This is a genomic window from Burkholderia sp. Ac-20344 (genome assembly GCF_017104975.1).
Lineage (GTDB): Bacteria > Pseudomonadota > Gammaproteobacteria > Burkholderiales > Burkholderiaceae > Burkholderia.
Map to the genome: position 1 here is coordinate 1 of NZ_JAAGPP010000105.1, position 17,807 is coordinate 17,807.

The following is a 17,807-nucleotide window of genomic DNA, read 5'->3' on the forward strand; positions in this document are numbered from 1 at the left end:
CGCGTTTCCGTTAGCGCGAAAGAGGCGTGATTCTAAGCATCCGCCCCCATCCGCGCAAGCCCCTTGGTGAAAATATTTTGAAAAAGCCCCCGTGCGCTGCCGCGCACGGGGGCTTGGGGCTCGGCGGGGCCGCGTAACGCCGCCGACCTCCACTTCGCCGGCAAGACTTTCCTCTATATCTATATATAGAGGCGCGTCACTTGCCGCCCACTGCAGCCTGCAGTTGCTCGACCGGCACCGCGTCGGCCATCGCCGTGTAGCCGGCGTCGCTCGGATGAATGCCGTCGCCGCTATCGTATCGACGCTGCAGCACGCTCGGGCGCACCGGATCGCGCAGCACCGCATCGAAGTCGACCACGCCGTCGAACCCGCTACCGCTCCGGATCCACCGGTTCACCTCGAGCCGGATCGCCTCGCGCTCCGCCGGCAACCCGGCCGGCGTCAGCGTCGCGCCGAAAACCTTCACGCCCTGACGGTGTGCCGCGTCGATCAGCCGGCGATAGCCGTCGATCAGCGATGCGGCCGTGACCTGCGTATGCGGGTGATCGCAATCGAGCCCCGCGCGCGGCGGCATCGCCGCAAAGTTGATGTCGTTGATCCCGATCAGAACGATCGCCGCCTTCACCGCCGCGCGCGACAGCGCATCGCGTTCGAACCGCGACGCCAGCGACGTGCCGTAACACACCGAATCGCTGAGCAACCGGTTCCCGCTGATACCAAGATTCGCGACGCCAATCGACTCCACGCCGGAGGCGGTCAGCCGACGCGCGAGCGCGTCCGGCCAGCGGCGGTTCCGGTTCACGCTCGAGCGCAGCCCGTCGGTGATCGAATCACCGATCGCGGCTACGCTGGCACGCGCGGAACCGGCCTCGACCGCGAGCTCGTTCACCCACGCATATTGAGTAAAGCGGGTGCGGAACGCGGCAGCGCCCGGATCACTCACGTGATCGCCCGGTACAGACACATAATTGAACTGGTTCGACACGCGGTGCCAGACCGTCATCCGCTGGCCCGCCCCCATCTGGAGGCTGATCGCATACGGCCGCCCTGCCGCCACGTCGATCTCCACCGGATCGCTTTCGAGTTCCTGGCCCGGCGCAAGCGTCACCGACGCCTTGCCGCCGAACCGGACCGGCACCGCCGCGCCACCGGAGAGCGCCGCCCCCTCGCCGGCGCGCGCGAGGCTTGCCGCCTCCACAACCAGCGGCGCACGACCGTATGCATTGCTGAGCCGGATCCGTGCAGCACGCCCCGACACCGTCGGGTAGACGATCTGGCGCACGGCACGCCCGGCCACGTCGGGCGCACGATAAAGCGGCGGCGGTGCGGCAAGGTCCGGAATCGGCTGTAGCGCGGTCGCCCACGCGGCGACCCATCCGGCCGGCGCGGCCGAGGCCGACGCCACGAGCGGCGAGGCAAAGAGGGCCGCACCCAGCACGGCCGCGGCGATACTGCTTCGGAATGACATCGGCAAAATCCTCGTCGGAAAGCGGGCATTGTGCCGCAGAAGACGCGAACCCCACGCGCCGGACCACCATCACGCCACCCGATCGCGCCCCGACGTCCCTCGTTTACCCGAGTCTCGCCGCAAATCCTCAAGAAATTTATTAACCGACCGGTCGGTTGGTTTATACTTCGCACACATTCAACCGGACGAGAGTCTCGCCATGTACACGCAATCCCTCGACATCCCCGGCAACGTCGCGCCGCTCGACGCCGCAGCCGAGTCGCCCGAGCAGGCGCGGTTCGATGCGGTCATGGCCGCCGACGGCAAGATCGAACCGCAAGACTGGATGCCCGACGCCTATCGCAAGACGCTGGTTCGCCAGATCTCGCAGCACGCGCACTCGGAAGTCGTCGGCATGCTGCCCGAAGGCAACTGGATCTCGCGCGCGCCGAGCCTGAAGCGCAAGGCGATCCTGCTCGCGAAGGTCCAGGACGAAGCCGGCCACGGCCTCTATCTTTATAGCGCGGCCGAAACGCTCGGCGTGTCGCGTGATTCGCTGATCGACGCGCTGCATGCCGGCAAGGCGAAATACTCGAGCATCTTCAACTACCCGACGCCGACCTGGGCCGACGTCGGCGTGATCGGCTGGCTCGTCGACGGCGCCGCGATCATGAACCAGATCCCGCTGTGCCGCTGCACGTACGGTCCGTACGCGCGCGCGATGATCCGCGTGTGCAAGGAAGAATCGTTCCACCAGCGCCAGGGCTTCGATGCACTGCTGTCGATGATGAAGGGCAGCGACGCGCAACGCGCGATGGTCCAGCAGGCCGTGAACCGCTGGTGGTGGCCGGTGCTGATGATGTTCGGCCCGAGCGACGCCGATTCGGTCCACAGCAACCAGTCTGCAAAGTGGGGCATCAAGCGGATCACGAACGACGACCTGCGGCAGAAATTCGTCGACGCGACGGTCGACCAGGCGAAGGTGCTCGGCGTGACGCTGCCCGATCCCGACCTGAAGTGGAACGACGCGCGCGGCCATCACGACTACGGCACGATCGACTGGGACGAATTCTGGCGCGTGGTCAACGGCGACGGCCCGTGCAACAAGGAACGCCTCGCGACGCGCGTGAAAGCGCACGAGGACGGCGCATGGGTACGCGAAGCCGCGCTCGCCCATGAAGCCAAGCGCCGCGCGCGCGCCAAACAGCACGCCGCCTGAGCGGCACACCATCGAATTCAGGATTCAGGAGAAAGTGATGAACAAGGAATGGCCGATCTGGGAAGTGTTCGTGCGCAGCAAGCAGGGGCTCGACCACAAGCATTGCGGCAGCCTGCACGCCGCCGACGCATCGATGGCGCTGCGCATGGCGCGCGACGTCTACACGCGCCGCCAGGAAGGCGTGAGCATCTGGGTGGTGCCATCGTCGGCGATCACAGCGTCGGATCCGAGCGAGAAGGCCGAGCTGTTCGAACCGGCGGGCGACAAGATCTACCGTCACCCGACGTTCTACACGCTGCCCGACGAAGTCAACCACATGTAACGCCCGCGCCATGACGATCACGCCCGAACACCTCTCCTACGTGCTGCGCCTCGCGGACAACACGCTGATCCTCGGTCAGCGCAACGCCGAATGGTGCGGCCATGGCCCGATCCTCGAGGAAGACATCGCACTCACCAACATGAGCCTCGACCTCATCGGCCAGGCGCGCATGCTGTATACGCACGCGGCCGAACTCGAGCGCCAGCTCACCGGCGCGACGAAGACCGAGGACGACTATGCGTACTTCCGCACCGAGCGCGAGTTCGCGAACTTCACGCTCGCCGAGCTGCCGCACTACGGCCCGGTCGCCGGCACCGCGCACGCCGACAAGGACTACGCGGTGACGATCGTGCGCAACTTCCTGTACTCGGCGCTGATGCTGCACGTGTGGACCGCGCTCGAAACGTCGACCGACACGCAGCTCGCGGCGATCGCCGCGAAATCGGTGAAGGAAACCCGCTATCACGTGCAGCATGCACGCGAGTGGCTCGTTCGCCTCGGTGACGGCACCGACGAATCGCACCGTCGTGCTCAAGACGCGCTCGACTACCTGACGCCGTACACGCGCGAATTCTTCGCCGCCGATGCAATCGACGACGCGGTCGCCGCCGAGGGCATCGCCCCCGCACCGGCCTCGCTCGAAGCAGCATGGCGCGCGGACGTGGACGACGCGCTCGCGGAGGCGACGCTCACGCTGCCGGCCCCCGTGCAGCATGTGACGACCGGCAAGCAGGGCGAGCACTCGGAACACATGGGCTACCTGCTCGCGGAACTGCAAAGCCTCGCACGCCAGCACCCCGGCGCGACCTGGTAACCCCGACGCCACGGAGCCCGACGATGTCCGACCAGACCGCCGCCCCCGCCAACGCCGTGCCTGCCGCGCACCGCGACGATCCCTTGCTCGCCCGTGCATGGGACGTGCTCGAAGCCGTGCCCGACCCCGAGATCCCGGTCGTGTCGATCCGCGAGCTCGGCATCCTGCGCGACGTCCGCCGCGCGGACGACGGCCAGCTCGAAGTCGTGATCACGCCGACCTACTCGGGCTGCCCTGCCATGTCGCAGATCGCGGAGGACATCGCCGCCGCCATGCAGGCCGCCGACCTCCCGCCGCACCGGATCGAGACGGTGCTCGCGCCCGCGTGGACGACCGACTGGATCACGCAGGAAGCCCGCGACAAGCTGCGCGCGTACGGTATCGCGCCGCCAGCCGGCCAGTGCGGCAGCACCGCGCCGCGGGAAAACGTCGTGCGCTTCGTGCCGCGACCGGTCGCGGCGCCCGCGTGCCCGCGCTGCGGCTCCGCCCGCACCGAGCGTCTCGCGCAATTCGCGTCCACGGCCTGCAAGGCGCTGTATCGCTGCGTCGACTGCCGCGAACCCTTCGACTACTTCAAACCTTATTAATCGATATGGCGACCCCGCAATTTCATCCGCTGCGTATCCGCGACGTGCGGCCCGAGACCGCCGACGCCGTGACCGTCTCCTTCGACGTGCCGCCCGAGCTGCGCGATGCGTACCGCTTCACGCAGGGCCAGTTCGTCACGCTGAAGACCCACATCGACGGCGAGGAAACCCGCCGCTCGTATTCGATCTGCGTCGGCACGACGGACTATGACCGAGACGGCGAACTGCGCATCGGCATCAAGCGCGTGCGCGGCGGCCGCTTCTCGAACTTCGCGTTCGATACGTTGAAGCCGGGCCACACGATCGACGTGATGACGCCGGACGGTCGTTTCTTCACGCACCTGAACGCCGACCACGGCAAGCAGTACGTGGCGTTTTCCGGCGGCTCGGGGATCACACCGGTACTCGCCATCGTGAAGACGACGCTCGAACTGGAGCCGCGCAGCACGTTCACGCTGATCTACGGCAATCGCAGCGTCGACGCGATCATGTTCGCCGAGGAGCTCGAGGATCTGAAGAACCGCTACATGAACCGCTTCGTCCTCTATCACGTGCTGTCTGACGACCAGCAGGACGTCGAGCTGTTCAACGGCGTGCTCGACCAGGCGAAATGCGCGGAATTCCTCGCCACGCTGACACCGGCCGACGCGATCGACGAGGCATTCATTTGCGGCCCCGCGCCGATGATGGATGCGGCCGAGGCCGCGCTGAAGGCGGCCGGCGTGCCGCAGGCGAAGGTGCACGTCGAGCGCTTCGGCACGCCGCTGCCGCAGGCCGGCGCGCCGGTCGTCGAAATCACCGACCAGACGCCGGCTGCCGACCTGGAAATCGTGCTCGACGGCAAGAAGCGCAAGCTGCGACTGCCGTACGAAGGCGTGAGCCTGCTCGATGTCGGCCTGCGCGCGGGCCTCGCGCTGCCGTACGCGTGCAAGGGCGGCGTGTGCTGCACATGCCGCGCGAAGGTGCTCGAGGGCGAAGTACGGATGGAGAAGAACTACACCCTCGAAGAGCATGAAGTGAAGGACGGCTTCGTCCTCACGTGCCAGTGCCACCCGATCAGCGACAAGGTCGTCGTGAGCTACGACGAGCGTTGACCGACGTCGCGTCGCTGCGCCGGACGGTTTCTCGCCGTCACACATCTCGCTTACACTAGGGGCCGCCGGCCGGCTGGACATCGCAACGTCCGCCCGGCCGGCGGCTTTCTTTTGTTGACGACAGGCCGATGAGTACCATTCATGTGATTCAGGGCGGCACCGCCGCCGCGTCGCTGCGCGAGGCACTCGCGCAAGCCGGACGCGACGAGCGCGTCGTCGGATTGCTCGACGATCTCGGCGTCGGGCCGCTCAAGGGCGCCGACGAGACGCCCGACACGCGCGCCGCCTTCTGGCAACACGTGCTCGGCGACCGGATTCCCGACTGGAACGCGGAGATCGAAGGCGAGTTCGCGCGCCTCGACCAGCTCGCGACGGATACGGGCCAGGTGGTCGTGTGGCATGCGCCGAGCGTCGGCGACAAGCTGCTGCTGCGCCGCGTCGCCTATCACCTGCGCAACGTCCCGCAGCGCCTGAACGAAGTGCGGCTGTCGGCCGCCGACCTCGACTCGGCGCAGCGCGCGTCGCTGTCGCGCGCTGACCAGGCGTGCGCGACCGGCATGTTCTCGCCTGCCGAACTGGCGCGCAAGCGCCCGGTGGCCGCGCCGATTTCGGTGCTGCGCATCGGCCGCCTCGCGCTCGAATGGCAGGAGGCGAAGCACCTGAACGCCGAGCTGCGCTACTGGGTCAGCAACACGATCAAGAGCGGCCGCTACGAGGACCTCGACGCGCTGATCGTCGCACGCGCGGAAACCGACTGGCTGCCCGCGCGGCGCCTCGTCGGCAGCATCATGGCCGACGCCGACCGCGGCGGGCTGTTCGTCAGCGACTCGATCGCCTGGTGGCGCTGCCGCGAGCTCGCGGCGGCCGGCCGGCTCGACCTGCAGGACGACGCACCCGACGCCCTCTCTTCCACGCAGGTGCGCGCAGCCCGCGTGGCCATGACGCACCGCTAATCTTCCGCATTCGACCATGGCCCGTACCCGAGCGCCCGACCACGAATCCCAGCGCGAGCAGATCCTCGATCTGGCCGCCGAGAAATTCGCGCAGACGAGCTACCCGAGCACGTCGATGTCCGATCTCGCGACCGCGAGCGGCACGTCGAAGGCGCGCCTCTATCATTATTACGAGAGCAAGGAAGCGATCCTGTTCGACCTGCTGGACCGCTACACGAAACGGCTGATGCTGATCATCGCCGAGGTCGAAGGGGCCAGCCAGCGGCGCGGCCTCAGCGAGCGCGACGCGTTCGCCGAGCTCGTGCGCGCATTCCTCTCCGAGTACGAGACGTCGCACAGCCGCCACGTCGCGCTGCTCAACGACGTGAAGTATCTCGAGGACGCGCAGCGCGAAATCGTGCTCGACCGCCAGCGCGACATCGTCGCGGCGTTCACGCGGCAGCTCGCACGCGCGTACCCGGACCGCATCTCGAAGGAAAACCAGACCTCCGTGACGATGATGGTGTTCGGGATGATCAACTGGACGTTCACGTGGCTGAAGCCCGGCGGCCGCCTCGGCTACCGCGACTTCGCCGAGCAGGTGATCGACCTGATCGAGCGCGGGCTGTCGACGGCCGCCTGATTGATGCGCAGCAGCAAGCGTTGCACGACGGGCACACTGCGACCGCCCGCCGCTCATTTCATATGATGAATTTTAAATCTGTTTAAAATCAAATAGATAGTAAATTAACTAAGCAGATTTAGAATTCATCCTCCAGCTTAAACATCGTCAAATACGGGTTTTCCCCAATCCAGGGGCCGGCGGTCGGGTAAAATGCTGTTGCATTGCACAACCCGCCGTACGGTCACACACTGAGGAACCCACGATGAACACGCAATTCAACGGCACCGCCGATGTCGTCGGCAACGCCGGTAGTGCGCCGGTTCTCGTCAGGGAACTGGCTTCCAAAGACCGTGAGCAGATGCTCACCCACTTTCTCTCGCTCGACGAAGAGGATCGCCTGCTGCGCTTCGGCCAGATGGTGCCCGACCACGTGATCGAGAACTATGTCCGCACGATCGACTTCGGTCGCGACACAGTGTTCGGCGTGTTCGACCACGACCTCGAACTGATTGGCGTCGGCCACCTGGCCTACCTGCCGGCCGAGGGCGACAAGCGCACGGCCGAATTCGGCGTGTCGGTGCTCGAAAGCGCACGCGGCCGCGGCGTCGGCTCGAAGCTGTTCGAGCGCGCGGCGATCCGCAGCCGCAACACGCATGTGACGATGCTGTACATGCATTGCCTGTCGCGTAACGCGACGATGATGCACATCGCGAAGAAATCCGGGATGCGGATCGAATACGCATACGGCGAAGCCGATGCGTACCTGTCGCTGCCGCCGGCAGACCACTCGACGATCATCGCCGAGATGCTGCAGGAACAGGCCGCGGTGTTCGACTACGCGATGAAGCGCCAGGCGCGCCGCACCACGAAGTTCATCGAATCGCTGATGCCTGTCGCACTGACGGCCTGACGTCAACCTTGTCGGCCAGCCGGGCCGCGCCTGCGGCGTGCCCGGCCCCTCTTCCCTTCCCCGCCGCGCACTAGCGCACCGAACGAATCGGCAACGCCGTCGTCTCCTTGAAGCATTCGAGCGAAAAGCTCGTCTTCACGTCGATCACCGACGGGTGATGCAGCAGATGCTCCTGCACGAAGCGGGAAAAATGCGCCATGTCCTCGACCTGCACGCGCAGCAGGTAATCCATGTCCCCCGTCATCGCGTGGCACGCAACCACTTCCGGCCAGGCCTGCACGGCCGCGCGAAACAGCTCCGCATGGGTCGCGCCGGCACGCGCCGACGTTTCGTCGGCCCGCACCGGCGCGAGGCCGCCGCGCTTCTCGAGCCGCACGCTCACGTACGCGAGCAGGTCAAGCCCGAGCATCTGCGGATTCAGCAGCGCGACATAGCCGGTGATCACGCCGATCTCCTCGAGCCGCCGGATCCGCCGCAGGCACGGGCTCGGCGACAGGTTCACGCGCTCGGCGATCTCCTGGTTCGACAGGCGCCCGTTCTCCTGAAGAATCGCGAGAATCCGCCGGTCGATGGCATCCAATTCGGCTTGCGCCATCTTCTGCCCTCCAATGAATATTTAGAGACTGGAAATTGCGCCATCGTAGGTTCGGGCAATTAAGTTCGCAAGTTTACGCTCGCGGCTGCCCGCTACACTCTGTCGCACGTACCGATTCGTCGCGCACGCCGCCGCGTGTGCCACGTTCGACATCGAACCAGGCCGGACCTGCGCACGTCGCCCCGGCCGATCGCCCCCACAGGAGACACGCCATGCAGATCCCGAACTGGGACAACCCCGTCGGCACCGACGGCTTCGAATTCATCGAATACACGGCACCGGACCCGAAAGCGCTCGGACAACTGTTCGAACGGATGGGTTTCACCGCGATCGCGCGCCACCGGCACAAAGATGTGACGGTGTACCGCCAGGGCGACATCAACTTCATCATCAACGCCGAACCCGATTCGTTCGCGCAACGCTTCGCGCGCCTGCACGGCCCGTCGATCTGCGCGATCGCGTTCCGCGTGCAGGACGCCGCGAAAGCGTACCAGCGCGCGCTCGACCTCGGCGCGTGGGGCTTCGACAACAAGACGGGCCCGATGGAGCTGAACATCCCGGCGATCAAGGGCATCGGCGATTCGCTGATCTACTTCGTCGACCGCTGGCGCGGCAAGAACGGCGCGCAGCCGGGTGCGATCGGCGACATCAGCATCTACGACGTCGACTTCGAGCCGATCGCCGGCGCGAACCCGAACCCGGTCGGCCACGGCCTCACCTATATCGACCACCTGACGCACAACGTGCACCGCGGCCGCATGCAGGAATGGGCCGAGTTCTACGAGCGCCTGTTCAACTTCCGCGAAGTGCGCTACTTCGATATCGAAGGCAAGGTGACGGGCGTGAAGTCGAAGGCGATGACGTCGCCGTGCGGCAAGATCCGCATCCCGATCAACGAGGAAGGCTCGGACACGGCCGGCCAGATCCAGGAATACCTCGACGCGTACCACGGCGAAGGCATCCAGCACATCGCGCTCGGCGCCACCGACATCTACCAGGCGGTCGACGGCCTGCGCAGCAAGGAAGTGAAGCTGCTCGACACGATCGACACGTATTACGAACTGGTCGACCGCCGCGTGCCGAACCACGGCGAATCGCTGGAAGAACTGAAGAAGCGCAAGATCCTGATCGACGGCGCGCGCGACGACCTGCTGCTGCAGATCTTCACCGAGAACCAGATCGGGCCGATCTTCTTCGAGATCATCCAGCGCAAGGGCAACCAGGGCTTCGGCGAAGGCAACTTCAAGGCGCTGTTCGAATCGATCGAGCTCGACCAGATCCGCCGCGGCGTCGTGCAGGACAAGGCCTGACGCATCCGGCGGGCCGCTGCCCGGGGCAACCCGGCAGCCCGCACGATCCGTGCGGCACAAAGAAAAAGGGCGGGAATCCTCGAATTCCCGCCCTTTTTGCATTCCGGCGCGGCCCACTGGCCGCGCGACCGGATCAACGCGCGTTCGCCTTCGATGCGACGGCGCGCTCGGCCGACGGCTGCGCGACGGCGTCCTGGGCCGGCACGATCTGCTGCATCTGCGCGCCGGCTGCCGCCAGTGCGCTCGCGCCTCGCGCGTGCACCGGGCCCGTCATCGAGAAAAACGCGGCGGACACGATCAGGAAACTCTGGATATGACGTGTGTTCATTGCACCTCCTGTAAAACTGCCGGCGCCTCTCCGATTGCGTCGAAACGAACCAACGCGGCCGGGCACCTCCGGCAGGCCGACAAGATTAACGGCATTTACCCGCAGATGAACCCGGCTTTACATGCTTTTACATGATGTAACGCATGGTTCCGCCCTGTTTTTCTGATGCGCCGCCGCAATTTCCCCGCATGCCAACCGATGGGCGGCGGGTTTGCCCCAGTGCTACCATCGCTTAAAACCGGCCAATATGCCGGCCACTGCCGACGCGTCCACAAGATGCCCGAAGCAGTCGAGTTTTGGTGATCCCAAACTGGGTGGAGGAGACTGTTAATGAATGCCCCGCTAGACGCAGGCCAACGCGCGTCGCTAGAAGCCGCGCTGAAGTCCGTCACGCTTGATGACAAATACACACTGGAACGCGGTCGCGCGTACATGAGCGGCATCCAGGCCCTCGTGCGCCTGCCGATGCTCCAGCAGGAACGCGATCGCGCCGCCGGTCTCAATACGGCCGGCTTCATCTCCGGCTATCGCGGTTCGCCGCTCGGCGGCCTCGACCTCTCGCTCTGGAAGGCCAAGCAGCACCTGGCCGCCCACCAGATCGTCTTCCAGCCCGGCCTCAACGAAGATCTCGCTGCCACCGCCGTGTGGGGCTCCCAGCAAGTGAACCTGTACCCCGGCGCGAAGCACGACGGCGTGTTCGGCATGTGGTACGGCAAGGGCCCGGGCGTCGACCGCACCGGTGACGTATTCAAACATGCGAACTCGGCCGGCTCGTCACAGCACGGCGGCGTGCTGGTGCTCGCCGGCGACGACCACGCGGCGAAATCGTCGACGCTCGCGCACCAGTCCGAGCACATCTTCAAGGCTTGCGGGCTGCCCGTGCTGTTCCCGTCCAATGTGCAGGAATATCTCGATTTCGGCCTGCACGGCTGGGCCATGAGCCGCTACTCGGGCCTGTGGGTCGCGCTCAAGTGCGTGACGGACGTCGTCGAATCGTCGGCGTCGGTCGACATCGACCCGCATCGCACCGAGATCGTGCTGCCGACCGACTTCATCCTGCCGGAAGGCGGACTGAACATCCGCTGGCCCGACCCGCCGCTCGTGCAGGAAGCCCGGCTGCTCGACTACAAGTGGTACGCGGCGCTCGCCTATGTGCGCGCGAACAAGCTCGACCGGATCGAGATCGATTCGCCGAGCGCGCGCTTCGGGATCATGACGGGCGGCAAGGCTTACCTCGACGTGCGCCAGGCGCTGACGGACCTCGGCCTCGACGACGAAACCTGCGCGCGGATCGGCATCCGGCTCTACAAGGTCGGCTGCGTGTGGCCGCTCGAAGCGCAGGGCGCGCAGGCGTTCGCGCGCGGCCTCGACGAAATCCTCGTCGTCGAGGAAAAGCGCCAGATCCTCGAATACGCGATCAAGGAAGAGCTGTACAACTGGCCCGACGGCCAGCGGCCGCGCGTGTTCGGCAAGTTCGACGAGAAGGACGGCGCCGGCGGCGAATGGTCGGTGCCGATGGGCAACTGGCTGCTGCCCGCGCACTACGAGCTGTCGCCCGCGATCATCGCGAAGGCGATCGCGACGCGCCTCGAGAAGTTCGAGCTGCCGTCCGACGTGCGCGCGCGCATCGCCGCGCGGCTCGCCGTGATCAACGCGAAGGAAATGGCGCTCGCGAAGCCGCACGTGCAGACCGAGCGCAAGCCGTGGTTCTGCTCGGGCTGCCCGCACAACACGTCGACCAACGTGCCGGAAGGCTCGCGCGCGATCGCCGGCATCGGCTGCCACTACATGACCGTGTGGATGGACCGCAGCACGAGCACCTTCAGCCAGATGGGCGGTGAAGGCGTACCGTGGATCGGCCAGGCGCCGTTCACGGACGAGAAGCACGTGTTCGCGAACCTCGGCGACGGCACCTATTTCCACTCGGGCCTGCTGGCCGTGCGCGCGGCGATCTCGTCGAAGGCGAACATCACCTACAAGATCCTGTACAACGACGCCGTCGCGATGACGGGCGGCCAGCCGGTCGACGGCGTGCTGACGGTGCCGCAGATCACGCACCAGCTCGCGTCCGAAGGCGCGAAGAAGATCGTGATCGTCACCGACGAGCCGGAGAAGTACGACAGCCAGAAAGCGCTGCTCGCGCCGGGCGTGACGATCCATCATCGCGACCAGCTCGACGACGTGCAGCGCGAACTGCGCGAGATCGAAGGCACGACGATCCTGATCTACGACCAGACCTGCGCGACCGAGAAGCGCCGCCGCCGCAAACGCGGTACATACCCGGACCCGGCGAAGCGCGTCGTGATCAACGACGCGGTGTGCGAAGGCTGCGGCGACTGCTCGGTGCAGTCGAACTGCCTGTCGGTCGAGCCGCTGGAAACCGAATTCGGCACGAAGCGCCAGATCAACCAGTCGAGCTGCAACAAGGACTTCTCGTGCGTGAAGGGCTTCTGCCCGAGCTTCGTCACGGTCGAGGGCGGCCAGTTGAAGAAGCCGAAGGCCGTGTCGGTCGACGGCGACGCACTGCCGCCGATCCCTGAGCCGACGCTGCCGGACATCGACCGCGCATACGGCGTGCTCGTCACGGGCGTCGGCGGCACGGGCGTCGTCACGATCGGCGCGCTGCTCGGGATGGCCGCGCACCTGGAAAACAAGGGCGTGACCGTGCTCGACGTCACCGGCCTCGCGCAGAAGGGCGGCGCCGTGATGAGCCACGTGCAGATCTCGCACGCGCCGACCGACATCCACGCAACGCGGATCGCGATGGGCGAAGCCGACCTCGTGATCGGCTGCGACGCGATCGTCACGGCCGGCGACGAGTGCACGTCGCGGATGCGGCACGACACGACGCGCGTGGTCGTCAACAGCGCGCAAACGCCGACCGCCGAGTTCATCAAGAACCCGAACTGGGCGTTCCCCGGCCTGTCCGCCGAGAACGACATCCGCGCGGCGGCAGGCGAGGCCGTCGATTTCATCGACGCGAACCGCTTCGCGGTGGCGCTGCTCGGCGACGCGATCTACACGAACCCGTTCGTGCTCGGCTACGCGTGGCAGAAAGGCTGGCTGCCGCTCACGCTCGCGTCGCTCGTCCGCGCGATCGAGCTGAATGCGGTATCGGTCGAGAAGAACCGCGCGGCATTCGACTGGGGCCGCCGCGCCGCGTACGACCTGGCGAGCGTGAAGCAGGCCGCGGCCGGCGACACGCGCGCCGCGCAAGGTGCAACGGTGATCGCGCTGCACACGAAGAAGGCGGTCGACGCCCTGATCGCGAAGCGCGTGGAATTCCTCACCGCGTACCAGAATGCCGCGTACGCAGCACGCTATGCGGCATTCGTCGACACGGTGCGCGCAGCCGAGCGCGCACTGGCAGACGGCGATACGGTGCAGGAGCAGCTGACCGAAGCGGTCGCGCGCAACCTGTTCAAGCTGATGGCGTACAAGGACGAATACGAGGTCGCGCGGCTGCAGTCCGATCCGGCGTTCCTCGCGCGCCTGTCCGCGCAGTTCGAAGGCGACTGGAAGCTGAAATTCCACCTCGCGCCGCCGCTGTTCGCGAAGACGGACGCACACGGCCATCTCGTGAAGAAGGCGTACGGCCCGTGGATGATGTCGGCGTTCCGGCTGCTCGCGAAGGCGAAGTTTCTGCGCGGCACGGGGCTCGACCCGTTCGGCCGCACCGAGGAGCGTCGCACCGAGCGTGCGCTGATCGGCGAGTACGAAGCGCTGATCGGCGAGGTGCTCGCCAAGCTGAACGCGGCCAACCGCCCGCTCGCCCTCGAGCTCGCGGCGCTGCCGGACGGCATTCGCGGCTACGGCCACGTGAAGGAGAACAACCTGCGCGCGGTACGCCAGAAGTGGAACACGCTGCTCGCCAAGTGGCGGGCGCCGGCAGGCGGCCAGTCGCACCAGCAGGTCGCGTAACGGCACGCGGCGGGCATTCGCTGCCGGATGCCCGCCGGCGAGTTGCCACCCGCTCGCGTCACGACAAAAAAAACGCCACGGAACGCAGGTTCCGTGGCGTTTTTCATTGCGCCGCGCGTGAAGCGCGGCACACGCGGGCGTGGACTTACTGCGTATTCACGTTCGCGGCGGCAACGGCCGTCATATTGATGATCCGGCGCACGGTCGCAGCCGGCGTCAGGATGTGGACCGGCTTCGCCGCGCCGAGCAGGAACGGGCCGACCGTCACGCCTTCGCCGCCGACCATCTTCAGCAGGTTGTACGCGATGTTGGCTGCTTCGACGTTCGGCATGATCAGCAGGTTCGCCTCGCCCGACAGCGTCGTGCCGGGGAATGCCTGCTTGCGGATCACTTCCGACAGCGCCGCATCGCCGTGCATTTCGCCGTCGACTTCCAGGTTCGGTGCGCGTTCGACGATCAGCTTGCGGGCCTCACCCATCCGGCGCGACGACGCCGACGGGGCGCTGCCGAAGTTCGAGTTCGACAGCAGCGCGGCCTTCGGCGCAATGCCGAAGCGCTCGATCTCGGCCGCGGCCTGGATCGTCATGTCGGCAAGCTGTTCGGCGCTCGGCTGCTCGTTCACGTACGTATCGCACAGGAACAGGTTGCGGCCCGGCAGCATCAGCAGGTTCATCGCCGCGAAGTGCTCGGCGCCCTTTGCGCGGCCCAGCACCTGCTCGATGAACTTCAGGTGGCTGTGGAACGTGTCGATCATCCCGCAGATCATGCCGTCCGCGTCGCCCAGGTGCACGAGCATCGCGCCGATCAGCGTGTTGAATTTGCGCATCGCGGCCTTCGCGACTTCCGGCGTCACGCCGTCACGCGCGCCGATCTCCTGGTACGCCTGCCAGTAGCGGTGGTAGCGCGCATCGTCTTCCGGATCGACGATTTCGAAATCGGTGCCGGCCTTCAGCTTCGAGCCGATCTTCGCGAGGCGCATGTCGACGACCGACGGACGGCCGACGAGGATCGGCTTCGCGATCTTTTCCTGCAGCACGAACTGCGCGGCGCGCAGCACGCGCTCGTCCTCGCCCTCGGCGAACACGATGCGGGCCTGCTTCTGCTTCGCCGTCGCGAACACCGGGCGCATCACCATGCCGGTGCGGTAGACGGTCGCGCCGAGCTGCTCGCGGTACGCGTCCATGTCCTGGATCGGACGGGTGGCGACGCCCGAATCCATCGCGGCTTGCGCGACGGCCGGTGCGATCTTGATGATCAGGCGCGGATCGAACGGCTTCGGAATCAGGTAGTCCGGCCCGAACTCGAGCGAGTGGCCTTCATACGCCTTCGCGACTTCCTCGCTCTGGTCGGTTTCCTGCGCCAGCTCGGCGATCGCGCGGACGCACGCGAGCTTCATTTCTTCCGTGATCGTCGTCGCGCCGACGTCGAGCGCGCCGCGGAAGATGAACGGGAAGCACAGCACGTTGTTGACCTGGTTCGGGTAGTCCGAACGGCCGGTCGCGACGATCGCGTCCGGGCGCACGGCCTTCGCGTCTTCCGGGCGGATTTCCGGTTCCGGGTTCGCGAGCGCCAGGATCAGCGGGCGGTCGCCCATCGTCTTGACCATGTCCTGCTTCAGCACGCCCGCGCTCGAGCAGCCGAGGAACACGTCCGCGCCGACGATCGCGTCGGCGAGCGTGCGTGCGTCGGTGGTCGCCGCGTAGCGCTGCTTCGACGGATCGAGGTTGCCGCGCCCTTCGTAGATCACGCCCTTCGAATCGGCAACGAGGATGTTCGACTTCGTCAGGCCGAGGTTCACCAGCAGGTCCAGACACGCGATGGCCGCGGCGCCCGCGCCCGAGCACACGAGCTTCACTTCGGACAGCTTCTTGCCGACGACCTTCAGGCCGTTCAGGATCGCGGCCGACGCGATGATCGCGGTACCGTGCTGGTCATCGTGGAAGACGGGGATCTTCATGCGCTCGCGCAGCTTCTGCTCGATGTAGAAGCATTCCGGCGCCTTGATGTCCTCGAGGTTGATGCCGCCGAGCGTCGGCTCGAGCATGGCGATCGCCTCGACGAGCTTGTCGGGGTCGGACTCCGACAGTTCGATATCGAACACGTCGATGCCCGCGAATTTCTTGAAGAGGCAGCCCTTGCCTTCCATCACCGGCTTCGCGGCGAGCGGGCCGATGTTGCCGAGGCCGAGCACGGCGGTGCCGTTCGTGATGACGCCGACGAGGTTGCCGCGCGACGTGTACTTCTGCGCGTCGAGCGGATCGGCGTGGATCGCTTCGCACGCAGCGGCGACGCCCGGCGAATACGCGAGCGACAGATCGAGCTGGTTCGACAGCGGCTTGGTCGGGGTGACCGAAATCTTGCCGGGTTTCGGGTTCAGGTGATAAGCGAGTGCGGCCTGCTTCAGTTGTTCGTCCATGATTGACCTGCGAGAGACATGCGAAATATTGACGGTTCAGTACACAGCACCTTCGGCCGCGTCTGCTTGAATCGAGGGGGTGGTCGACTGCGAGACGGCACGCGGCGCGCCGGATCGGCACGCCATCGAACCTTGGCGGGTGGCAAGAGGAAAGTACAAAGTACTGAACGATTTCTAAGGGTCGCCTAGTGTACACCCCGCGCATGACGCATGTTGGTGCAGCGCCGCATCCTCCGCATCAGCGCGCGAGCGGTCCGGCCCCGCTTGTTTCGCCGGTGGTGAGCCGCGCGGCGAACCTGCGCGAATTCCGCCGAAAACCGGCCTGAATCGGGTAAAATAGCCGGCTACGCGCGCAGCGATGCGATTGGCCCTCCGATCGCGCCCCGGCCCCCTGGGCAGGTTCCCCTTGCTGCGCCACCGGGCCCGCGCCCGCTCTTCGCTCATCACCCAAGGAATGCCCATGACAGGCTACGATCGTCAGTCGATCTCGGATACGACCGCCAAAATCCTGCTCGAAGTGCAGGCAGTGCACTTCAACGCAGAAAAACCGTTCATTTTCACGTCCGGCTGGGCGAGCCCCGTCTATATCGACTGCCGCAAGCTGATTTCGTATCCGCGCGTGCGCCGCGCGCTGATGGAAATGGCTGAAACGACGATCACGCGCGACATCGGCTTCGAGCAGATCGACGCGGTGGCGGGCGGCGAGACGGCCGGCATCCCGTTCGCGGCATGGATCGCGGACCGGATGATGGTGCCGATGCAGTACGTGCGCAAGAAGCCGAAGGGTTTCGGCCGCAACGCGCAGATCGAAGGCCATCTGGAAGAAGGCTCGCGCGTGCTGCTGGTGGAAGACCTGACGACCGACAGCCGCAGCAAGATCAACTTCGTCAACGCGCTGCGCACCGCGGGCGCGACGGTGAACCACTGCTTCGTGCTGTTCCACTACGACATCTTCAAGGAAAGCGTGTCGGTCCTGAAGGACATCGACGTCGACCTGCACGCGCTCGCCACGTGGTGGGACGTGCTGCGCGTCGCGAAGGCGTCGGGCTACTTCGAGACGAAGACGCTCGACGAAGTCGAGAAATTCCTGCACGCACCGGCCGAGTGGTCGGCTGCGCACGGCGGCGCGACGGCCCCGAAGGAATGACGCCGCGCCGGCCCGCTGGCCGGCGTCCTGGCTGAACAAGCCGCCCGCTTCATCGCGGGCGGTTTTTTTTCGTCCGCCGATTCGCACAGGAAACGATCGCGACCGCGGGTCGCGGTGTGCATCGCTCATCGAACCCTAAT

General features: G+C 66.1%; 15 protein-coding genes. 11 read left to right on the forward strand and 4 right to left on the reverse strand.

Annotation, left to right across the window (positions count from 1 at the left end):
- Positions 1 to 196 precede the first annotated feature (196 nt).
- A complete protein-coding gene (locus G3N64_RS27195) occupies positions 197 to 1,468 on the reverse strand; it encodes an SGNH/GDSL hydrolase family protein (RefSeq protein ID WP_205786672.1) in 1,272 nt (423 codons plus the stop codon).
- A gap of 199 nt (positions 1,469 to 1,667) precedes the next feature.
- Between G3N64_RS27195 and paaA the strand changes: the two genes are divergently transcribed.
- From paaA to G3N64_RS27235, 8 genes are all read left to right on the forward strand, one after another.
- On the forward strand, positions 1,668 to 2,666 hold the full coding sequence (paaA, locus tag G3N64_RS27200) for a 1,2-phenylacetyl-CoA epoxidase subunit PaaA (protein ID WP_205786673.1): 999 nt from the start codon (positions 1,668 to 1,670) through the stop codon (positions 2,664 to 2,666).
- Positions 2,667 to 2,703: 37 nt separating this feature from the next.
- The gene (gene paaB / locus G3N64_RS27205) at positions 2,704 to 2,988 is read left to right on the forward strand and encodes a 1,2-phenylacetyl-CoA epoxidase subunit PaaB (RefSeq protein WP_027788585.1); all 285 of its coding nucleotides are present in this window, start codon (positions 2,704 to 2,706) and stop codon (positions 2,986 to 2,988) included.
- A 10-nt stretch (positions 2,989 to 2,998) separates the two neighbouring features.
- On the forward strand, positions 2,999 to 3,802 hold the full coding sequence (paaC, locus tag G3N64_RS27210) for a 1,2-phenylacetyl-CoA epoxidase subunit PaaC (RefSeq protein ID WP_205786674.1): 804 nt from the start codon (positions 2,999 to 3,001) through the stop codon (positions 3,800 to 3,802).
- Between the two features lie 23 nt (positions 3,803 to 3,825).
- On the forward strand, positions 3,826 to 4,389 hold the full coding sequence (gene paaD / locus G3N64_RS27215; protein WP_205786675.1) for a 1,2-phenylacetyl-CoA epoxidase subunit PaaD: 564 nt from the start codon (positions 3,826 to 3,828) through the stop codon (positions 4,387 to 4,389).
- Between the two features lie 5 nt (positions 4,390 to 4,394).
- Positions 4,395 to 5,483, forward strand: coding sequence for a 1,2-phenylacetyl-CoA epoxidase subunit PaaE (paaE, locus tag G3N64_RS27220; RefSeq protein ID WP_205786676.1), 1,089 nt, complete (start codon positions 4,395 to 4,397; stop codon positions 5,481 to 5,483).
- Positions 5,484 to 5,611: 128 nt separating this feature from the next.
- Positions 5,612 to 6,436, forward strand: a complete 825-nt coding sequence (locus G3N64_RS27225; RefSeq protein ID WP_205786677.1) for a DUF1835 domain-containing protein — start codon at positions 5,612 to 5,614, stop codon at positions 6,434 to 6,436.
- Positions 6,437 to 6,452: 16 nt separating this feature from the next.
- On the forward strand, positions 6,453 to 7,058 hold the full coding sequence (locus G3N64_RS27230; RefSeq protein WP_027783292.1) for a TetR/AcrR family transcriptional regulator: 606 nt from the start codon (positions 6,453 to 6,455) through the stop codon (positions 7,056 to 7,058).
- Positions 7,059 to 7,302: 244 nt separating this feature from the next.
- The gene (locus G3N64_RS27235) at positions 7,303 to 7,950 is read left to right on the forward strand and encodes a GNAT family N-acetyltransferase (RefSeq protein ID WP_205786678.1); all 648 of its coding nucleotides are present in this window, start codon (positions 7,303 to 7,305) and stop codon (positions 7,948 to 7,950) included.
- A 70-nt stretch (positions 7,951 to 8,020) separates the two neighbouring features.
- Here G3N64_RS27235 and G3N64_RS27240 read toward each other — a convergent pair whose 3' ends face one another.
- On the reverse strand, positions 8,021 to 8,545 hold the full coding sequence (locus G3N64_RS27240; RefSeq protein WP_205786679.1) for an Lrp/AsnC family transcriptional regulator: 525 nt from the start codon (positions 8,543 to 8,545) through the stop codon (positions 8,021 to 8,023).
- Positions 8,546 to 8,757: 212 nt separating this feature from the next.
- Here G3N64_RS27240 and hppD point away from each other — a divergent pair, with 212 nt between their 5' ends.
- On the forward strand, positions 8,758 to 9,855 hold the full coding sequence (gene hppD, locus G3N64_RS27245) for a 4-hydroxyphenylpyruvate dioxygenase (protein ID WP_175006715.1): 1,098 nt from the start codon (positions 8,758 to 8,760) through the stop codon (positions 9,853 to 9,855).
- A 133-nt stretch (positions 9,856 to 9,988) separates the two neighbouring features.
- Here hppD and G3N64_RS27250 read toward each other — a convergent pair whose 3' ends face one another.
- A complete protein-coding gene (locus tag G3N64_RS27250; protein ID WP_089449731.1) occupies positions 9,989 to 10,183 on the reverse strand; it encodes a hypothetical protein in 195 nt (64 codons plus the stop codon).
- 330 nt (positions 10,184 to 10,513) lie between these two features.
- On the opposite strand from G3N64_RS27250, the gene G3N64_RS27255 reads away from it, so the two are divergent.
- A complete protein-coding gene (locus G3N64_RS27255) occupies positions 10,514 to 14,104 on the forward strand; it encodes an indolepyruvate ferredoxin oxidoreductase family protein (RefSeq protein WP_205786680.1) in 3,591 nt (1,196 codons plus the stop codon).
- 145 nt (positions 14,105 to 14,249) lie between these two features.
- Here the strand turns inward: G3N64_RS27255 and G3N64_RS27260 are convergent, their stop codons facing one another.
- Positions 14,250 to 16,520: an NADP-dependent malic enzyme gene (locus G3N64_RS27260; protein ID WP_205786681.1), complete on the reverse strand. Its 2,271-nt coding sequence runs from the start codon at positions 16,518 to 16,520 to the stop codon at positions 14,250 to 14,252.
- A 460-nt stretch (positions 16,521 to 16,980) separates the two neighbouring features.
- On the opposite strand from G3N64_RS27260, the gene G3N64_RS27265 reads away from it, so the two are divergent.
- On the forward strand, positions 16,981 to 17,667 hold the full coding sequence (locus G3N64_RS27265; protein WP_011546659.1) for an orotate phosphoribosyltransferase: 687 nt from the start codon (positions 16,981 to 16,983) through the stop codon (positions 17,665 to 17,667).
- Positions 17,668 to 17,807: the final 140 nt, after the last annotated feature.

Coding starts and splice junctions, on each gene's coding strand:
- G3N64_RS27195 (WP_205786672.1), bottom strand. CDS start 1,468: ATGTCATTCCGAAGCAGTATCGCCGCGGCCGTGCTGGGTGCGGCCCTC.
- paaA (WP_205786673.1), top strand. CDS start 1,668: ATGTACACGCAATCCCTCGACATCCCCGGCAACGTCGCGCCGCTCGAC.
- paaB (WP_027788585.1), top strand. CDS start 2,704: ATGAACAAGGAATGGCCGATCTGGGAAGTGTTCGTGCGCAGCAAGCAG.
- paaC (WP_205786674.1), top strand. CDS start 2,999: ATGACGATCACGCCCGAACACCTCTCCTACGTGCTGCGCCTCGCGGAC.
- paaD (WP_205786675.1), top strand. CDS start 3,826: ATGTCCGACCAGACCGCCGCCCCCGCCAACGCCGTGCCTGCCGCGCAC.
- paaE (WP_205786676.1), top strand. CDS start 4,395: ATGGCGACCCCGCAATTTCATCCGCTGCGTATCCGCGACGTGCGGCCC.
- G3N64_RS27225 (WP_205786677.1), top strand. CDS start 5,612: ATGAGTACCATTCATGTGATTCAGGGCGGCACCGCCGCCGCGTCGCTG.
- G3N64_RS27230 (WP_027783292.1), top strand. CDS start 6,453: ATGGCCCGTACCCGAGCGCCCGACCACGAATCCCAGCGCGAGCAGATC.
- G3N64_RS27235 (WP_205786678.1), top strand. CDS start 7,303: ATGAACACGCAATTCAACGGCACCGCCGATGTCGTCGGCAACGCCGGT.
- G3N64_RS27240 (WP_205786679.1), bottom strand. CDS start 8,545: ATGGCGCAAGCCGAATTGGATGCCATCGACCGGCGGATTCTCGCGATT.
- hppD (WP_175006715.1), top strand. CDS start 8,758: ATGCAGATCCCGAACTGGGACAACCCCGTCGGCACCGACGGCTTCGAA.
- G3N64_RS27250 (WP_089449731.1), bottom strand. CDS start 10,183: ATGAACACACGTCATATCCAGAGTTTCCTGATCGTGTCCGCCGCGTTT.
- G3N64_RS27255 (WP_205786680.1), top strand. CDS start 10,514: ATGAATGCCCCGCTAGACGCAGGCCAACGCGCGTCGCTAGAAGCCGCG.
- G3N64_RS27260 (WP_205786681.1), bottom strand. CDS start 16,520: ATGGACGAACAACTGAAGCAGGCCGCACTCGCTTATCACCTGAACCCG.
- G3N64_RS27265 (WP_011546659.1), top strand. CDS start 16,981: ATGACAGGCTACGATCGTCAGTCGATCTCGGATACGACCGCCAAAATC.